Below are 15,457 nucleotides of genomic sequence, written 5' to 3'. Positions count from 1 at the left end.
TTCATCCACCATTGAGCATGAGTTCGTGGTACGCGGCGCGTAGCAGTTCGCGGCCCCGCTTGAGGACAGCGCCATTAGCGCCCGTGAGCTTCAGGCCGATCATGATTTGCGTGAGGGTGTGCCCGCAGTGGGAGCCGCAGGCCTTCTTTAAAACGCCGATTTCGATCAGCTTGCGATGGTCAGCGCCGCCGAAGTTCGTTCCGAGAAAGGCAACTTCTAGATCCCGTTCGCTGACAACGTGCGTGGTATCGGCCATCACGCCTCTCTCTGCTGCGGGACCTGGGTGGCATGGCGTACCCAGACGCAGACCGGCCCCCAATCTTCCGTATCGTGGATGGAGAGGATGAACCACCCCCAGCCCTTCGGCTTGGGCGGCTGCCATGCGCTTATGTCAATGGCGGCGCCTTCATTACCCCAGTAGCTGGCGCATGCCGGGTGGGCGTCATCTTCGCTTTCGAGGTAGGCGATGGAGGATTCAAGCCGCTGGGACTTGTACCAGGCGTTAGCGGCAGCGCTTTGCCCTTCGTCGAACGAGGGGAACGCCGGATGCGTCCAGTACCCATCCCCATCGCGTTGGATGGGGGCGGGCTGAAGTCGTCCATCGGATATGAAGGCGCGGTAGTTCTTCCATGCAATGCGCCCGAGTGCCGCTGAGCAGATCGCAGCGATGCTGAATAGCACCGCCATCAAGTATTCAGCGTCTGCCAGGCAGTAGAAAACCAGAATGCACTGCACAGTAAAGGCGGCGATATGCAGTGCCATGTAGCGGATGAAGTTCTTCATTGCGCGTTTCCTTTGCCCGGTTGGGCGGCAATGGCGGCGCGGTCCAGGCGTTCGATTTCGGCCAGGATGAGCGCGCCCGCTTTGACGAGGTTGCGGCGCGGGTCGGTGCTGGGCTTCCACCAGTATTCAGACCACGGCCAGTTTTCGACATAGGGCGCTTTAAATGCGTTTTCGCACACTGCACCTTCACGCTGAAGGCCAGCGCACTGCGCGTAGGAGGCCGCAGCGGAGGCTAGTTCTCCGGTGTCGTGTTGGTCATCGTGGTCCGGCGTCCAGCCTTCGGCGGTGATTTGCCTCTGGCGCTCCGCAAGCACATCGCGCGCGGCAGAGGTTTGCGAGTCGCCAGAGGCGGGAGCGGGGCGCTCGGGTCGCTCCGGCGGGTACGCTTCGGCGGTCATTGCCTGTTCAAGCGCAGCGCGTACGTTCTCGCTCCAGTCCTCGCCAATCACGCGTTCATGCGGCGCGCCCATGAAGTGCGCCACGATTTCAATGCCGATGTTGCAATCGCCCGCGTCACCATTCGATGTGGTGATAAAGCGCACGTCCCAGCATGCGTTCTGGATGGCGTCCAGCAGTTCGCTACTACGCTTCCAGCGTGCTATCTGCTTTTCATCAGGCGCGGAGGGGGGCGGCGAAGAGGCGAGGCGGGAGTATTCGGGGCTGCTGATGACAGCGCCCATCAAGCTGCTTAGTGCTGCGTCTGCGCTGGTCGGTGACTTGGGGGCGCTCATGCGGTGGCTTCCTGTTCGGTGGGGATTTCGGCCTGGCCGGCAGCTGCTGCGGCTTCGGCCTGTAGGCGCTGCTTTTCGGCTTGCTTGGCGCGGGCGGTTTCGACGGCACCGTGTGCGTCGAACAGGTCGATAAGAGCGGCGGTCGGAATGGTGATCGTCTCGCTGGCTACGCGGCCTTCCTTGATGTCCACGAGGGTTGCGCGCTGGTTGGCGTCCAGGCTCTTGATGAAGGCGTCTACGCCGCTGATGAGCGGGGAGACGACCTTGCGGGGCAGGGCGCGGCCGTGGATCGTGCTGGCAGTGACCTTTGCCTTGCCTGCGGCTTTGGCCTGGCCGACCTTGCCCGCTAGGAACTCGCCGGCTTTGGCTCCGAGTTTGCGGACGGCTTCGATTGCTACTTCGGCTGCGACCTGGCTGGAGCGGACCAGTTCTTGGACGTCGCGCTCCGCATCGGCCAGCACCAGATAGTTTTCGACGTGGGTCCGGCTGAAATGAACGATGGCGGCGATTTCGGCGCTGTCCAGGCCCGCGCCTCGGAAGCGCTTGAACCCTCGCGCGGCCTCGAGGGGGCGCAGCTGCGAATTCTTGTTGCTGGTGTATACGCGCGCCATGCGATCAATCTTGTTGCCCTGGAAAGCAACAATCGAAACCCAGTTGATCGGGAAGCCTTGGGCGATGGCGCGCCCCATGGCGTCGAAGCGCCGATGCCCATCAACAAGCTCCACGCCGGAGCCGTCAGCCATTGCGACGACCTCCAGCGGCGGCAGCAGGCCGCCAGCCAGGATGTGGGCGAGCAGGTCTTGAATCTCTGCTTCGTACTGCTCATCTAGTTCACGCAGATTGAAGTCGGGGACGACGTAGATCCTGCTGTACTCGATCTTCATCGCGTCAGCGCGCTTGATCGTCTTGTCATTGATCATCGTCTTGAACGATGCGGGGGGATTGGTCATGCTGACACCTTGAGTGACTTGGGGCGGCGACCCGGCCGCTTTCCGGAGGGTTGGAGGGGATGGCGGCGGCCTTCCCAGATGTTGCGGATCGTCTGCGCCGTGACCCCATAGCACCGCGCCAGGTCGGCGCTGTTGAGGATTCCCTTTGCAGAGCGGATGAAAGCAATTTCAAAGCGGGTGAGCGGCTTGGGCTTCGAATCAACCCAACGAAACCGGCTTCGGGGGCGCGGGAGCGTCGGACTCCAGCCCGACCGATCACGCAAAATGAATTCGATACCGTTCATGGTTAGAAGCCTGCCCCGCGCCCCAGCCAGGGCAGCACCACCAGAAAGGCGATGCTGAACAGGGCCGCATAGAGCCACGCAATCGCAGGGATGGACGCGTTGTTGTCCCACGCGCCTTTGCCGGCGTGATCGCGGGGTGCCACCATGTCTGCGAGGCGGCGGGCAGTGATGGCCGGCGTTGTCGCCTTGGCGCCGACCTCGGCATGCGGTGGCGATGCGCTAATCGCGTTGCGGAGGGTGCTAGTCATCGCACGGCCCCTGCGGAGTATTCGAGCGGGCGGCGTACAGAGGTACGCGGCATGCCCTTCATCATTGCGGTGGCTGCGGCAAGATCCTCGGCGGAGTACTTAGGCGGAGCGCTGTCTGCGTCCTGCACGCCACTGAAAATGTCATTGCGGGTGATGAACGCGACAAAGGCCAGTTCTAGGATTTTCTTTAAATCCTGGTTGAACGCGCGGTAGTGAAGTTCGATTTCAAGAAACTGGGCCTTCGTGACCTCGATCCAGACATTCTTTTTCCCGCGCTGCTGCCGCAGGTCCAATGAGTTGGATTTCAGGACCATGCCGGCGACTTGGACGAGTAAGCGGCGGTCCTGGGCAGTCTTGATCGGAAAGCACTTCCATTCGGCTTCCTGGCAATCTTCGTCCAGATCGGCAAGGGTCATGCCGTGCTTCTTGAGCATGGATTCCAGAAAGCGCTGGGCGTTGTCTCGTTCGCCGCCTTCGCCGCGACGGGCGAGAGCCAGCAGCTTAAGCATCCGCTGGCGTGCTTTGTCGTTGTTCATTTCGATTCCAGGGGTCGGCCGCGACATAGCGGCGGTTGAGGTATTCGCCGAAAGGGGCCAGGGCCACCGCCGCCAAGGCGAGCAGGGCAAGGCCCCACCAGATGGCGGGGATGGTTGAGGGCATGGGGATGTGCGCGAACGCGCGGTGATGGGCTTTGGAGAGCGGGCCAGTAGCCCGGTAATCCCAGAAAGTCACTTTCAGCGCCGGTGACGATGCGGCGCTGGCCCACTCTCCAAAGCCGCCCCGGTGAGGCGGGGCAGGCGCGGCATTACTTGTTGATGCTGCTGCCGAAGTTGAAGGCGTCGATGAGTTCTTCGATGAAACGGATGATCATGGCGACCATGGGTAGCTCCGTTGGTTAGGGGTGGGGGATCGCGGCGGGTAATATGGCCGTCAGTTCAATGACTTCGAGGCGCATTGGTATGAGCGGTTCAGGCGAAAAACTCACAGATGAAGGTCTGGTAGCGCTTCAGGAGCGCTTTCCAGAGTTGCCGCCCGGGTACTTTGAGTACCTCAAGGCATACGGCTGGGGGATGACGCCGAGTGGTCGGATGCTCTACAGCGCTCCGATCGAGCCGGAAGAAATCTTCGGTGAAGCTCACGGTCTACAGGGCGTCGTGTTGCTCGGTGACGATCTGGCCGGGTATTTTTTCTCGTTCCGCCTTGCGACAAAGCAGTACGGCGAGGTCGACCAGCGAGGGAGCTGGCAACCAGCGTTGACCGCGAAGGATGTTCACGCATACGCCCTAGGTGATTCGCAGGGAGCCGCGTAGCTCGGCCGATACCCCGCACGCGGGGCATGAGCCGGGGCTGTCAGGACTTGCGTGCCAGGGCTGGCACTTTTATGGCTTGGCGTATGGATTGCTTTACCCGCTCACCATTGACCATGCGGCGCTTGACCCATGTTTCAACGAAGACCAGATCGCTACCGGGATATGTCGTGACGTGATAGACAGCGCCGATCGTCATTGCCGTGCTCGGAAATTGCGCCTTCCATCGGGTCGCATTCTGCGTTTCTTCCAGCTTTGTCATGGTTGGGAGACGCTTCATGGTCATTTCCTCAGTGCTGGGGCGGACGGGGAGGGCGCGGGACGGGCACAAGCGTGCCGTAGTCGTCCATGACGCCGGGGTGGCAGTCGGTGGGGGCAAGCCGGTCTGCCCGTGCCCAGGCGGTCCAATAGCGCCGGTCGCGCCCGTACCGTGAACCGAAGACGCCTCCCGGGTTCTCGTCCATGAAGCAGCTAGTGCTGTCGTGGGTTTCGATAGTGGCCATCGGGGGTGCTCCTATCACGCTGCAACCAGCTTGCAGTGGCTGACGGCCACGCAGCCGCGCTTGCCTTCCAGCCACACGACAGCGGTATGCCCGCTCAAGACTTCGGCCTCGGTCTTGGTCTTGAATGTCTGCGCCTCGGTGACGCCTTGCACCTCTTCGTACTGGACGGTGTCGCCGACTTTCACGCGGGCATTCCAGGCGTCCACTTCCTTTTGCGGGTTGGGTCTACGGTTCATAGTTGATTGCTCGGTGTTGCCCGCTAGGCAGGCAGTGGGTTATTCGGCCGCTTGTTCAAGCGAGGTGGTGGCGTCATCTAGGGCAGTGCAGACTTCATCCAGCGCGTCTATGGCTTCCTGCATGGCGTCGAGCGCTTCTTGCGCTTTCTCGCCCTTCTCTCCGTTCTGGAGCGATTCCGGCATGTTGTCGAAGGCGTCTTGCTCGTCGCTGTGCGGCCCGCTTTCCAGATCGTCTTTAAGGCTTTCGGCTTCGGACTTGAGCGTTTCGATGCGTTGGCGCAGTGCGTCCAGCTGCTTGCGGCGGTCTTTGTTCATGGCGGGAATTCCTGTGTGAGTTGGCTTCGGTAAGCGCTGACTCGCAGCGCTGGCCGAAGCCGCCTAATGCGGCAGTTGGATAGAATCGCCGCGATGTCCACTAACTGAGGTAAGTATGAAAAAGAAGCATGTGGTAGGTCTTGGCTTAGCTGCGGTCATAGCAGTTGTCGCGGCAGCTTTGCTCTACACGTCTAGCGAGTCGGCGACACCCTCGGAAGATGATCTGGAGCGATGCGGCCTCGTATCTCTCTGGGCGCATGGCACGATGGGCATGCGGCAAGAAGGGTTCAGCATGTCTGAGTTGATGGACCTGTCCAAACATGAAGAAGACCCTAATTTGAGAGCCATTCGCCAGAGGAGCATTCAGTTGGCCTACGAGCAGAAGCGGTATGAAACCCCGGAAGCAAAGGAACGCGCGGTATCGGATTTTGAGAACGCGGCTTATCTCGCTTGCTTGAAGGGCGTTAAGCGCTGAGCGGTGCCGGGGTTATCGTCGCCACGCCCGGCTGGGCGTTGCCTGGCTGTGGAAGCCCAAGCACACAGGGTCCGGGGGCGCGCTTGCGCCTGGTTGTCCTGTTTCGCCCATCCTCCCTCTCGGGGGCGGGCGGCCTAAGTTGTTAAAGAGCGGTTCTCGCCTTCCCCAATCCGACTTTGTGGCGGTGACGTCTCCCGCTTGAGGCGATGGCCTGACTGCTGCCTGCGGGTCCGTGGGGGCTTTGCTTGCAGCGCTGAGCTGCGTTAAGACGGATATTAGTAAACACTAAACTTATCGTCAAGTAAAAACTAAACTGTCAGGCGTGCGGAGTGAACTCATGGGATGGACTGAGGGGAGTTAGGACGAAAAAAAAGCCACCCGGTTGGTGGCTTCTCTAGCGTGGTGGAGCGGCTAAGTGCGGGTCCACTGACCGGATTCACTATCGCTTAAGCGAGACCCTGCCCAGACCACTTGGCCGAGGACGCGAGTGGGGGCGCCATTCTCCAACGGGATGTCTGGGTATGCGGGATTGAATGAGCGGGCCACCCATCGCTTTGTCAGTCTGTCGCGCGTGACAGTCTTGACGATCATCTTGCCGTCGTAGTTGATCGCGTAGACGCCGCCGGCAGCCACGTCGTGAAACGTCAGGCTTTCATTCGGCACGACCAGTAAAGCCGCGCCATCCCTAATGATCGGTTCCATGCTGTCGCCCTTGGCATAGACGACGCGGGCCTTTCCTACGCCAGCGCCGACCGACCGAAGAAAGGACCGGCGAAATTGGACTGTGCCTGTTTCCTCTTCTGCAAGGTTCTCGATCCCGTCGCCCGCAGCCAGACGCACATCAGCCATCTCCGGCACTTTCTCGAACTTGTCATTGGCTGCGTGCGGTTCGCCCGGCCCGACGTTGGCTGCGACGCCGATTTGGGTGCTGATTCGAATCCGGCTATCTCCCTCCGCCTGCAATGTCGTTTTGCCGGCTTCCCTGGGGGCCGCAGGCAGCCCATCGATACGCGTGGCGAATGGATCGTCGGCCGCGTCCATGTCGACCAGTGTGCCGCGATTAACGGGCTGGGGACGCGCTTGGGTCGGCAGCGCAATGTTTAGGCCCAGCTTCAGCTGCGCGATGGCGAGTGCAATAGCGCCCTCAAGTGCGCTCAGTTGGCTGGGCGGCAACGCGCGGACTTCCGATTCTGCTATTGAGGCAAAAGGCCAAGGGGATGGGGGCGCCACTTCGGGGGTCGCCTTGGTGTCGCCGTGCTGGGTCGTGTCTAGAAAGCCCTCGCCCATCCGGTAATCCCGCTCAAGCCTGCGCGCGGCTCGTTCCCCAATAGGGGCCGTTCCGGATAGCACTTGCGAGAAGTAGCTTTTCTCCTTGCTGGGCGCGCCGTTCTGCTGCACCCAGGCACGAAGATTTGCCCGTCGAATTTCTTGGATGGTCATAGCGAAAGTTTATAGGACACTAAATTAGTAAACACTTGACCTTACGGTTTAGTTCTCACTAAACTTGGGCATGGACCTTAAGACCTACATCAGCACTAGCCCACGTGGCACCGCGGCGAGCTTAGCTAAGGCAATTGGCGTCTCGCCTTCTTATCTATCGCAGATGGCATCTGGGCAATCGCCCATTTCGCCGGAACGCTGCGTGGCAATCGAGAAAGAGACCAGGGGCGTCGTCAGCCGCCGTGATCTTTGGCCCGATGGCTGGGACCGGATATGGCCCGAACTCAAGGAAGCCGCATATGCACACCACTGACACCCCTTCCAACCCAGTACAGCCGACTGCGCCCGCCCCCCAGCAGGATGACCGCGTGCAGATTGGTCCGCTGGACGTTTGAAGTTCGTTCCCCCATGCAGCGCATCGTAAAGCCGCTGCTTTGCAATAGATACGTTCAGGAATGCTTGAAATGAACATCACCACTGCGGCCGATTTGACGGTGCACGAATACAAGGGCGGCAGCGAGTCGCTGGGGCCGCTGGTTGGCATATCCGCGGCTGTGCTGCGCAACAAGTCAACCCCAACAACACCACGCATCACCTCACGCTTGCTGAAGCTGACCGCGTTGTGCGGATGACGGGTGACGCGCGGATTTTGGCTGCGTTTGCGCACAGCAACGGCTATCTGCTGGTCAAAGCACCCGAGAACTGCGCCGAAAGCGACGTTTCCGTGTTGGAACAGGTGGCCGCGCTGATGGTCGCCCACGGCTCCTTTGGTCAGGAGGTCTACGACGCTTTGGCAGATGGAGGTGTCGATCAGCAAGAAATGATGCGCGTGAATGCGGCCGGCCGTGCCCTGATGGAAGCGGTGGCTGGTGTGGCGCGCCGCCTTAGCGGGATGGCCGACCAATGATGCAGCGTGGAACTTCTGGTGTACCCGTGCGGGCGCGTATCGCGTCCACGGATCGTAAGGGGGCGGCGCTGTCGCGCGCGGCTGCAATGATGTGCAACGGCGCGAAGTTTCAACGGTGGGTTGTCTCCCGCGTTGGCGCCGCCCCCGAGGGCGTGTCGGCCCAGCAACATGCAGCGCAGTTTGTCCGCGATGCATGTGGCATCACCAGCCGAGCCGAGCTTGATCACAACGCCAAAGCGGCCACGCTCTTTCATGAGGCCGTGCGCAAGCCCTTTGTGGACTGGAGCGGCGTCTATGACTGACTGCCTCCACATGTTCCGCGGCTACCGCGTGCCGCCCAAGACGGTGGAAGCCGTCAAGCAAGCCATCATCGATACGCCGCGCCGCGTTGATGTAGTGGCGCTACGGGCCATTGTGCTGCCCGCCTTGGTGGCGGTGGACCCTTGGCCCAGCACGCCGCGCGCTGATGCTGCCGCCCGTGCCGTTGATTCGTTTCTGTTCGATGCTGCCCGCGCTGGCCTGATCAAACGTCGCGCAAACGCCTGGAAATTTCCGTACTGGTGGCGAGTCAAGACGAAGCCGGAGGCGGTATGTCGCTGACGCGCCGCACGCCCCTCAAGAACAAGACCCCCATGAAGCGCCGCGCCACGCCGATGATGCGTGCCGCGCCGATGCGGACCACCCCTATGCCGCCCCCACGCGCAGCCATCAAGGCGCGCAAGAAGGGCAAGAAGCCGCCAAAGACGATCTATCGCAACCAGGCGCTGCTGGACCTTGCCGAAGGCGAGGAATGTCTCTTACGCGTTCCCGGGTATTGCCGGTACGACAAAGAGACGACGGTGGCCTGTCACTCGAACCGTTTGCGCGATGGCAAGGGAAAGGGAATCAAAGCGCATGACTGGTGTATCGCCTTCGGCTGCGGGCCGTGCCACTGGTTCATTGATCAATCACGGGCAGCGGCAGCGCTGAAGCTTAGCTATTTCATCCCCGGCTTGCGCCTTACGCGCCTGCGCATCATTGCCTTAGGCAAGTGGCCTGATGAGGCCGAGCAGGGGTTTCAACTTTTGTATGGAGAGTCGTCATGAGCGTTCAGGCGATGACATGGGCCTTGGCGCAAAGGGTTGTGACCGAGGCATCCGCCCGTCACGTGCTGTTGTGCCTTGCCAATTACGCGGGGTCAAAGGGTGAGGGCGCATTTCCCTCTGTGGCTACTCTGGCGGAAGACACCGGGCTGTCCACTCGAACGGTGCAGAACAAGCTGCGTGAGTTGGAAACCCAAAAGGTAATTCAGCGCGGCAATCAGGATCTGGTCAAAGCCTACATCCGGCGTGCCGATCAGCGTCCGGTTTGCTACGACATTGATCTTTCACGGGGTGCACCAGTTTCACCCCGCGTGGAACATTCCAAAGATGACGAGCGGGGCGAACCTGCTGCACCCCGTAACGAACGGGGTGAATCTGACGACGCTACGGGGTGCAGCTCACGACGTCACGGGGTGAATCTGACGACGTCACGGGGTGAACGTGCTGCACCCGAACCGTCATTGAACCGTCAAGGAACCGTCAATGAACCTAAAGGCGTGCGCAAGCGCTCGCCGGGGTTCGACCCGATGAGCGTGGAATTGCCGGACTGGCTGGATGCGGACCTGTGGGGGCGCTGGGTCCGTCACCGCGTGCAGATCCGGAAGCCGTTGACCGAAGAGGCCGCCAAGCAGCAGATCACGGACCTGGATGAATTCCGCAAGCAGGGCCACACGCCGCAGGCGGTCATCACGAATGCCATCGGCAAAAGCTGGCAAGGGCTGTTTGCCCCGAACGGTGCAGCAGCTGGTGGCGCACAGCGTTCTAGCAAGTTCAACCCCACGGCCCACGTAAACCGCAACCGCACCCGCGCCCAAGGAGGCAATGACTATGACGACGGTCGCACAATCGACGCCTGAGCAGGCTGTCAACGCCTGGCTGGTGCCTCGCACGAAGCTCGAAGGCATTTCGGCAATCGATCACCTTTGGAATCGCCTCTCTGGCACGTATGGGGGGCGCTGGCTCAAGGACTTCCCGGACATGGACAGCATCGAAAACTGGAAGACCGCGTGGGCCGAGGCGCTGCACGATGATCATGTCACGCCGCATGAGGTGGCGGATGGGTTGCGGGCCTGCCGTCGAATGTTCCCGGACTGGCCTCCCGCCGTGGGTGAATTCATCCAGGCATGCCGCCCTGCGCTGGAACCCGAGGTTGCGTTTTACACCGCTGTTACCGGGATGGCAGCGCGACACAACGGCGAGCAAGGCACGTGGCCGCACCCCGCTATTTTTTGGGCAGCAGTGGAAGTGGGGGCGCACGACCTCCAGCACTGCCCGTACACGACGATGAAAGCTCGCTGGGAGCGGTCGTTGAATGAAGTGTTGGCCCGTGGCGAATGGAAGCCGGTTCCGGCCATGGTCAAGGCGTTACCCGCGCCGCCGGTTACGGCGCAGACGCGCGCCCAGGCAGAAGAGCAGATGCGCAAGATCGGCGCGACTGGAATCATGAACCAGTCCGGCCGTGATCCGATGCGCGGGTGGAGACGGGTGATTGCTGAAACCGAGAACCCCAAGGGCAAGCGTTACTCGCCGGGGATTGTTGCGATGGCGCGGAATGCGTTGCGCCTTGACGCAGGGCAGGGGGGGCAAGCATGAGCGGCGCAATGGCACGCAACAAGGGCGCGGCTTATGAGCGCAAGGTGGCCAACATGCTGACCGAGGCGACCGGCAAGGTGTGGCGGCGGCGCGTGCGCAACGCGGCGGACGATAGCGACGTGGTGGCGGACGATCCGGCCTTCGCGCGCATCAGCATCGAATGCAAGCACGCAAACACGCTCTGTCTGCCTGCATGGTGGCGTCAGGCGCAGCAGCAGGCAGGCGAGCAGGGCGTACCGGTGCTGATCTACAGGCAAACGGGGGCGCGTGGCGAATCGGTGATGGTCGATGCCCACGACGTGAACCCAAAGATTTTTCCTGTCCGGGGGCGGCACACCGTAACCCTCGGATGGGAAGCGGCAATGCAATGGATGCGGGAAATGCTGCCCGCGAAAGTGACTTTTTCCCCGGGGATTTATTGATGACTACCTTGACCCTTTCCCGCCTGGCCTCTACCCCAGTCGTAGAGGCGAAACCCAGCCGACTGTTCGCTACCGCTCATGCGGCGCTGACCTTCGCCTACAACCACACCGACCAGGTGTACGACAAGCCCATGATGGCGCGCATGGGTGAAACTGCCGGCGCATCCGGCAAGGGGCTGGGCGGGACGGATGGCGCTGGGCAGTCCGCGTACATCTTCAGCGCGCTGGAGAAGTTGCCGCGTCTGTATCGCGCAATCCTTGTCGCACGGTTTGCGCCCCGGACGGACCGCTGCAAATGCTGCCAGGGCACGGTAGACCGGCATGACTGGCTTGCGGCGGTACGCGAGATATCCGACGCCGCGGCGTGTGATGCCTTGTCGGCACATCCCACCCCGCGTGTCCTACGTGACGCCATCGTGGCGCGGTACTTCGGCAAAGACGTGAAGCTGTCGGAAGCGGCGGAACGTGCGGGCGTGAGCGCAGCTACGGCGACCAACCACAACGGCAAAATCAAGCTCTGGCTCTATGGCACGCGCACCACGAAACAGAAGGGCGGCGAACGGAGCGCGGGGCAGAAGGGCGTCGAGGCGCTGGCGATGGAATATGCCGCAGACCTGCTATCGGCAAAAGGCCTTTGTGATTAACCTATTGCAAGCTTAAATTTTCTCTGATAAAGTTCGTCCTGTTTAGTCACTTTGAATAAGTGCGCACGGAGAAGGCCCGTTTGCAAATGCATACGGGCTTTTTGTTTGTGGCCTACGGCGATAATTTTGTGTTGACGTCGCTCGCTTTCTTTACTTTTTGTCTTCTCTGTTACGATTGCCAAAAATAAACGGCATCCGAGGCAGGGATATGAGCGACCACGGCGAACGGCAAGTATTGTTTTTCGACTTGTACGTCGAAGCGAACGGCTTTGAGGGGCGGTATGGAGTCGTACGGGGCCTGTCCCCGGTTCCGATGGAACGACTCGGCGAGATGATCGGTCAATTGTTCAAGCATAAGAAGCTTCCGATGCGCTCTAATCGCTCAGATTCCGAGACCACTTATTTGAGCGACATGGGCTTCCACGACGGGAAAAAGCTCCTTTGCCTTTTGTTCAATCGGTCCGATACGCGGGCGGCCGACTTGGTAATTACGGACCCTCGCAAGTCATCAAGAAGGCGCGTTGTGAAAGACACAGGAGAAGGCCACGACTATTCGGCGCATCTCCTGATCAAAACGGCGCCTATCAAGCCCAACACGTATCACTGTTTGCTGGAAGTGGCGAACGGCCTACCGGGCTCACGGGTTCAAAAATTCTTGAATCTCCTCGCGCGTTTGCTTTCCAAGGAGTTCAAAGCCGAAATGTCGGTTCCGCACATTAACGGCGCAACTGACAAGAACGGTAAGCCAAAAATGCTAAACCGTCGGCACAAGATAAAACTGAAGGGTCATCCCAGCCCGTCTTTCCTTCTTGAGCTCCAGCGGGGCGAACTCGGATCCGTGGACTTGATTGAAGACCGTAAGCGTGTGCAGAATTGGGATGGAAATAATTACCTTGTCGAAAAGTCGAAAACGGTCAAGCTTATTCCGGCTGGCCAGACGAAGCCTGGACAAGTTGTCGATGTGATCAAGGGTGTGGCGGCGTTGGCGGATACACGGAAATATGACCGAATGCGTATTCGCTACAAGACGCTTGAGGGCATGCGGCGCATCGCGGCCATTGAGACCCAGACATTTCAGATGGCCGCGGATGAACTCTTTATTCGGAAAGAACCCATTCGGAATTTTACGGACAAGCTCCCAACTTCCTTTGACAAGATGCATTTGGAAGTAGTGCAGAGGATGGCCGTATACCTATAAGGTGCTGGCGCCATGATTCTTTCGCAGCTTTCTCGGCCATTCGCATATTTGGCGATCAGCCACCCGGAAAAGCGATGGGTTGACTTTATTTTGCCCTCCGTGCTTGCCGTTCTCGGCACGGGGGTAACGTGGTACTTGAACGGAAAGGTCAATTTTTTCGGTGCTGGAGGAGTCGTAGCATCGATCCTTGGATTCGTTCAAAATCTTCCGGGGTTCTACATAGCCGCCCTAGCCGCCATCGCAACGTTCGGTCGCGCTGACATCGATCAAGAGATGCCGGGCGATCCGCCGCCGATGTTGAAAACGCGCACCGTGAACGGTGTTGCCAACAACATGCGCCTCACCCGACGGCGTTTTTTGTGCTTGCTGTTCGCATTTCTCACTGTCGAGTGTGTGGTGCTAACCCTTTTTTCGATCGGCCTAAATAGCTTGGCTCCTGCGATGCAAGAAGCGCGCAATGAGGTTTGGTTTACGGGCGCCCGGCTCGCTGCGACCTTTGTCTACTGGTTCTTGGTCGCACAAATGCTCATTGCAACGTTATGGGGTATCTACTACTTGGGCGAACGAATTCACCTTTCAGACTCATAGATCATCAGCGCGATGTTGTAGAGACGTAGTGTGATCAAAGCCCGCCAGCGAAAGCAGCGGGCTTTTTGCATTTCCAGCGGGCTTCAGTTGGAGTCGGTGAGACGACAGGCAACTGCGAGAAGAACCGTGCCATCCGATAGCTGATAATGGTTTTGACCCAACCAGGACACAGCGCTCCCGTCTGGCAGGCAGCAATAGAAAAACGCCTGCTCCCCATCATCGCAAGGCAGCGATCGGCATCGGCGCTGAATAACGTACGTGATTCCATTTGGGCTTACCGCAATCAACTCGGTAGTGCGCTTTGTGTAGACCGTATGCATGGCACGCCTCCATTCGACTAGGTGGCCGATCCCGCCCTGTCCTCATTGGGTCACTCTGACCTATGACGGTCAATACGTCTTTAGCCCACATCCGCCGCCCACGCGGGGCAGGGGTTAGGGTTTGTTCCCAGATTTGCGGGCACGCTCAAGGCGAGCTGCCGGCCTTCCAAGCCCCATACGCAGGTTCGATCGGCGCAGCCCGCTCCAAAGCTAATTCCGGGACGAGTGCGCGCCCACGGCCTTGGCGATCTTGCCGTCGGGCATTTTGTAGATTCCTTTCCCAAGCCATTCGACTGGTTGCCCATCGGGGAGGCAGCAATAGAAAAACGCATCCGGTCCTTCGTCGCCGGTCAAACTTCGGCTTCTTCTCTCGATGCGGTACGTTGTTCCATCTTCAGCCATTGCAATTACTGCAATCAAGCGCTTGTTGTGATTTGCCGGCACTCGTTCCCTCCTTGTTGTACAGGATTTGGTCTTCGAGTTTCGCCCGGCACGCTGGGCTTGTGAATCCGACTTTTGGCCTCGTCCGGTCCAATTGAACGAAAGCCTCGGTACGGATTAACCGGCCGGGGCTTTGGCTGCCGATGCAGCTTAGATGGAATCGGACGTCCCTTTAATACACGCTTGGATTTCCTCAAGGTGTGCAGGTTTGGCGAGCCAACCGTCTATGCCTGGCGGCAGAGATCCTAAGTCAGATCTAGGAACGGTCCCGCTGAAGATGACGATGCGGGCACGTCCGCGGCTCAGGACCTTTAGCTCGATAGCCAAGTCAAGGCCGGAGCCGTCACGAAGCTCGACATCCAGCAAAATTGCATCGGGCGCAAAATCGGCAACCGCGCGTAGCGCAGCCTCTCCGTCGCTGGCAATCTGCACGGTGGCGTCGCTATCCAGCATCAGACATTCGGCCGTCAGTTCGGCGGTATCCGAGTCGTCCTCAACGATAAGAACACGCATAGATCCATCCTGATTCAGACGATAGAAATATCAAGGCGGCGGCCGAGTTCTCGAAACGCAGCCTCCACCGCTTCGAGCTTGGAACTGTGCGTCAGATCCAGAAGGCGGTCAACCTGCGGGTTGTGGATGCCGAGTCGGCGTGCCAGTTCGGTTTTTCGCACGCCTTGGCGCACCATTTCGTTTGAGAGAAAGACCTTTGCCGTGTCCAGGGCGCCCAACGTCACGCCGCCGTCCCCTACCGCTTCAGGCAAGGGAATGGGGCGGCGCGCGTCGATGTACAGCTGCAAGACGGCTTCAAGGCCTTCGGCAGCATTGGCTTGCAGGTCGTGTTCGCCTTCGCTAACAGACGCACCTTCAGGCAGATCCGGGTATTGAATCAAGTTCGTGCCGTTCGTGTCCGGCGTCAGGGTGTAGCAGTAGGTCAACATGGTGTGTCCTCTGTGATTGGGGAGGCATTCATACAACGGGTGAGAGGCA

At 59.9% G+C, this 15,457-nt stretch carries 29 protein-coding genes; 14 read left to right on the top strand and 15 right to left on the bottom strand.

What is annotated here, in order from left to right:
* Position 1: 1 nt before the first annotated feature.
* The 7 genes from HV765_RS08060 to HV765_RS08030 are packed head-to-tail and all read right to left on the bottom strand — an operon-like array spanning position 2 to position 3,532.
* A complete protein-coding gene (locus tag HV765_RS08060) occupies positions 2–256 on the bottom strand; it encodes a hypothetical protein (protein ID WP_175169339.1) in 255 nt (84 codons plus the stop codon).
* The gene (locus HV765_RS08055; RefSeq protein ID WP_217483347.1) at positions 256–783 is read right to left on the bottom strand and encodes a hypothetical protein; all 528 of its coding nucleotides are present in this window, start codon (positions 781–783) and stop codon (positions 256–258) included. Before HV765_RS08055 ends, HV765_RS08060 begins: the two co-directional genes overlap by 1 nt.
* The gene (locus HV765_RS31705; RefSeq protein WP_217483346.1) at positions 780–1,514 is read right to left on the bottom strand and encodes a hypothetical protein; all 735 of its coding nucleotides are present in this window, start codon (positions 1,512–1,514) and stop codon (positions 780–782) included. The genes HV765_RS08055 and HV765_RS31705 overlap by 4 nt, the downstream gene beginning before the upstream one ends.
* Complete coding sequence (locus HV765_RS08045) at positions 1,511–2,464, bottom strand: ParB/RepB/Spo0J family partition protein (RefSeq protein ID WP_175169338.1); 954 nt, start codon at positions 2,462–2,464, stop codon at positions 1,511–1,513. Before HV765_RS08045 ends, HV765_RS31705 begins: the two co-directional genes overlap by 4 nt.
* Positions 2,461–2,748, bottom strand: a complete 288-nt coding sequence (locus HV765_RS08040; RefSeq protein WP_175169337.1) for a helix-turn-helix domain-containing protein — start codon at positions 2,746–2,748, stop codon at positions 2,461–2,463. Before HV765_RS08040 ends, HV765_RS08045 begins: the two co-directional genes overlap by 4 nt.
* A 2-nt stretch (positions 2,749–2,750) precedes the next feature.
* Positions 2,751–2,996, bottom strand: coding sequence for a hypothetical protein (locus tag HV765_RS08035; protein ID WP_175169336.1), 246 nt, complete (start codon positions 2,994–2,996; stop codon positions 2,751–2,753).
* Entirely contained in the window at positions 2,993–3,532 is a 540-nt protein-coding gene (locus HV765_RS08030; RefSeq protein ID WP_175169335.1) for a hypothetical protein, read from the bottom strand. The genes HV765_RS08035 and HV765_RS08030 overlap by 4 nt, the downstream gene beginning before the upstream one ends.
* Positions 3,533–3,955: 423 nt before the next feature.
* On the opposite strand from HV765_RS08030, the gene HV765_RS08020 reads away from it, so the two are divergent.
* Positions 3,956–4,306, top strand: a complete 351-nt coding sequence (locus HV765_RS08020; protein WP_175169333.1) for a hypothetical protein — start codon at positions 3,956–3,958, stop codon at positions 4,304–4,306.
* 40 nt (positions 4,307–4,346) lie between these two features.
* On the opposite strand, the gene HV765_RS08015 is transcribed toward HV765_RS08020, so the two are convergent.
* The 3 genes from HV765_RS08015 to HV765_RS08005 form a co-directional block, all read right to left on the bottom strand.
* On the bottom strand, positions 4,347–4,583 hold the full coding sequence (locus tag HV765_RS08015; protein WP_175169332.1) for a hypothetical protein: 237 nt from the start codon (positions 4,581–4,583) through the stop codon (positions 4,347–4,349).
* Positions 4,584–4,820: 237 nt separating this feature from the next.
* Positions 4,821–5,042 (bottom strand): hypothetical protein, encoded by a 222-nt coding sequence (locus tag HV765_RS08010; RefSeq protein ID WP_175169331.1) that lies wholly within the window; start codon positions 5,040–5,042, stop codon positions 4,821–4,823.
* A 39-nt stretch (positions 5,043–5,081) separates the two neighbouring features.
* Complete coding sequence (locus tag HV765_RS08005; protein ID WP_175169330.1) at positions 5,082–5,357, bottom strand: hypothetical protein; 276 nt, start codon at positions 5,355–5,357, stop codon at positions 5,082–5,084.
* Between the two features lie 115 nt (positions 5,358–5,472).
* On the opposite strand from HV765_RS08005, the gene HV765_RS08000 reads away from it, so the two are divergent.
* Positions 5,473–5,832 (top strand): hypothetical protein, encoded by a 360-nt coding sequence (locus HV765_RS08000; protein WP_175169329.1) that lies wholly within the window; start codon positions 5,473–5,475, stop codon positions 5,830–5,832.
* A 411-nt stretch (positions 5,833–6,243) separates the two neighbouring features.
* Here HV765_RS08000 and HV765_RS31835 read toward each other — a convergent pair whose 3' ends face one another.
* Complete coding sequence (locus HV765_RS31835; protein WP_254600495.1) at positions 6,244–7,272, bottom strand: S24 family peptidase; 1,029 nt, start codon at positions 7,270–7,272, stop codon at positions 6,244–6,246.
* 70 nt (positions 7,273–7,342) lie between these two features.
* Here HV765_RS31835 and HV765_RS32055 point away from each other — a divergent pair, with 70 nt between their 5' ends.
* From HV765_RS32055 to HV765_RS07940, 12 genes are all read left to right on the top strand, one after another.
* Positions 7,343–7,585 (top strand): transcriptional regulator, encoded by a 243-nt coding sequence (locus HV765_RS32055; RefSeq protein ID WP_175169328.1) that lies wholly within the window; start codon positions 7,343–7,345, stop codon positions 7,583–7,585.
* Between the two features lie 151 nt (positions 7,586–7,736).
* Positions 7,737–7,904, top strand: coding sequence for a phage regulatory CII family protein (locus HV765_RS32170; protein ID WP_254600494.1), 168 nt, complete (start codon positions 7,737–7,739; stop codon positions 7,902–7,904).
* Positions 7,901–8,179, top strand: a complete 279-nt coding sequence (locus HV765_RS31820; RefSeq protein ID WP_254600493.1) for a phage regulatory CII family protein — start codon at positions 7,901–7,903, stop codon at positions 8,177–8,179. Before HV765_RS32170 ends, HV765_RS31820 begins: the two co-directional genes overlap by 4 nt.
* 26 nt (positions 8,180–8,205) lie before the next feature.
* Entirely contained in the window at positions 8,206–8,481 is a 276-nt protein-coding gene (locus tag HV765_RS07980; protein ID WP_175169327.1) for a hypothetical protein, read from the top strand.
* The gene (locus HV765_RS07975; RefSeq protein WP_175169326.1) at positions 8,474–8,779 is read left to right on the top strand and encodes a hypothetical protein; all 306 of its coding nucleotides are present in this window, start codon (positions 8,474–8,476) and stop codon (positions 8,777–8,779) included. The genes HV765_RS07980 and HV765_RS07975 overlap by 8 nt, the downstream gene beginning before the upstream one ends.
* Positions 8,770–9,264 carry a nuclease domain-containing protein gene (locus HV765_RS07970; protein WP_175169325.1) on the top strand — a complete coding sequence of 165 codons (495 nt, stop codon included), beginning with the start codon at positions 8,770–8,772 and terminating at the stop codon, positions 9,262–9,264. Before HV765_RS07975 ends, HV765_RS07970 begins: the two co-directional genes overlap by 10 nt.
* On the top strand, positions 9,261–10,118 hold the full coding sequence (locus tag HV765_RS07965; RefSeq protein ID WP_217483345.1) for a helix-turn-helix domain-containing protein: 858 nt from the start codon (positions 9,261–9,263) through the stop codon (positions 10,116–10,118). Before HV765_RS07970 ends, HV765_RS07965 begins: the two co-directional genes overlap by 4 nt.
* The gene (locus tag HV765_RS07960; protein WP_175169324.1) at positions 10,090–10,854 is read left to right on the top strand and encodes a replication protein P; all 765 of its coding nucleotides are present in this window, start codon (positions 10,090–10,092) and stop codon (positions 10,852–10,854) included. The genes HV765_RS07965 and HV765_RS07960 overlap by 29 nt, the downstream gene beginning before the upstream one ends.
* 8 nt (positions 10,855–10,862) lie before the next feature.
* Positions 10,863–11,276: a putative PDDEXK endonuclease gene (locus HV765_RS07955; RefSeq protein ID WP_175169323.1), complete on the top strand. Its 414-nt coding sequence runs from the start codon at positions 10,863–10,865 to the stop codon at positions 11,274–11,276.
* Positions 11,276–11,920, top strand: coding sequence for a hypothetical protein (locus HV765_RS07950; protein WP_175169322.1), 645 nt, complete (start codon positions 11,276–11,278; stop codon positions 11,918–11,920). Before HV765_RS07955 ends, HV765_RS07950 begins: the two co-directional genes overlap by 1 nt.
* 208 nt (positions 11,921–12,128) lie before the next feature.
* Complete coding sequence (locus HV765_RS07945) at positions 12,129–13,118, top strand: hypothetical protein (RefSeq protein WP_175169321.1); 990 nt, start codon at positions 12,129–12,131, stop codon at positions 13,116–13,118.
* A gap of 12 nt (positions 13,119–13,130) precedes the next feature.
* Positions 13,131–13,706, top strand: a complete 576-nt coding sequence (locus HV765_RS07940; RefSeq protein ID WP_175169320.1) for a hypothetical protein — start codon at positions 13,131–13,133, stop codon at positions 13,704–13,706.
* 34 nt (positions 13,707–13,740) lie between these two features.
* Here HV765_RS07940 and HV765_RS07935 read toward each other — a convergent pair whose 3' ends face one another.
* The 4 genes from HV765_RS07935 to HV765_RS07920 all read right to left on the bottom strand — a co-directional run bounded on the left by HV765_RS07935 (position 13,741) and on the right by HV765_RS07920 (position 15,408).
* On the bottom strand, positions 13,741–13,974 hold the full coding sequence (locus HV765_RS07935; protein ID WP_175169319.1) for a hypothetical protein: 234 nt from the start codon (positions 13,972–13,974) through the stop codon (positions 13,741–13,743).
* Between the two features lie 262 nt (positions 13,975–14,236).
* The gene (locus tag HV765_RS07930) at positions 14,237–14,470 is read right to left on the bottom strand and encodes a hypothetical protein (protein ID WP_175169318.1); all 234 of its coding nucleotides are present in this window, start codon (positions 14,468–14,470) and stop codon (positions 14,237–14,239) included.
* 147 nt (positions 14,471–14,617) lie between these two features.
* Positions 14,618–14,980 carry a response regulator gene (locus HV765_RS07925; RefSeq protein ID WP_175169317.1) on the bottom strand — a complete coding sequence of 121 codons (363 nt, stop codon included), beginning with the start codon at positions 14,978–14,980 and terminating at the stop codon, positions 14,618–14,620.
* Between the two features lie 14 nt (positions 14,981–14,994).
* On the bottom strand, positions 14,995–15,408 hold the full coding sequence (locus tag HV765_RS07920; RefSeq protein ID WP_175169316.1) for a type II toxin-antitoxin system HicB family antitoxin: 414 nt from the start codon (positions 15,406–15,408) through the stop codon (positions 14,995–14,997).
* Positions 15,409–15,457 lie beyond the last annotated feature (49 nt).

The organism is Achromobacter kerstersii (assembly GCF_902859595.1).
Lineage (GTDB): Bacteria > Pseudomonadota > Gammaproteobacteria > Burkholderiales > Burkholderiaceae_B > Achromobacter > Achromobacter kerstersii.
The sequence above is the reverse complement of the archived record's forward strand: the minus strand, read 5'-3'. Positions and strand labels throughout refer to the sequence as shown.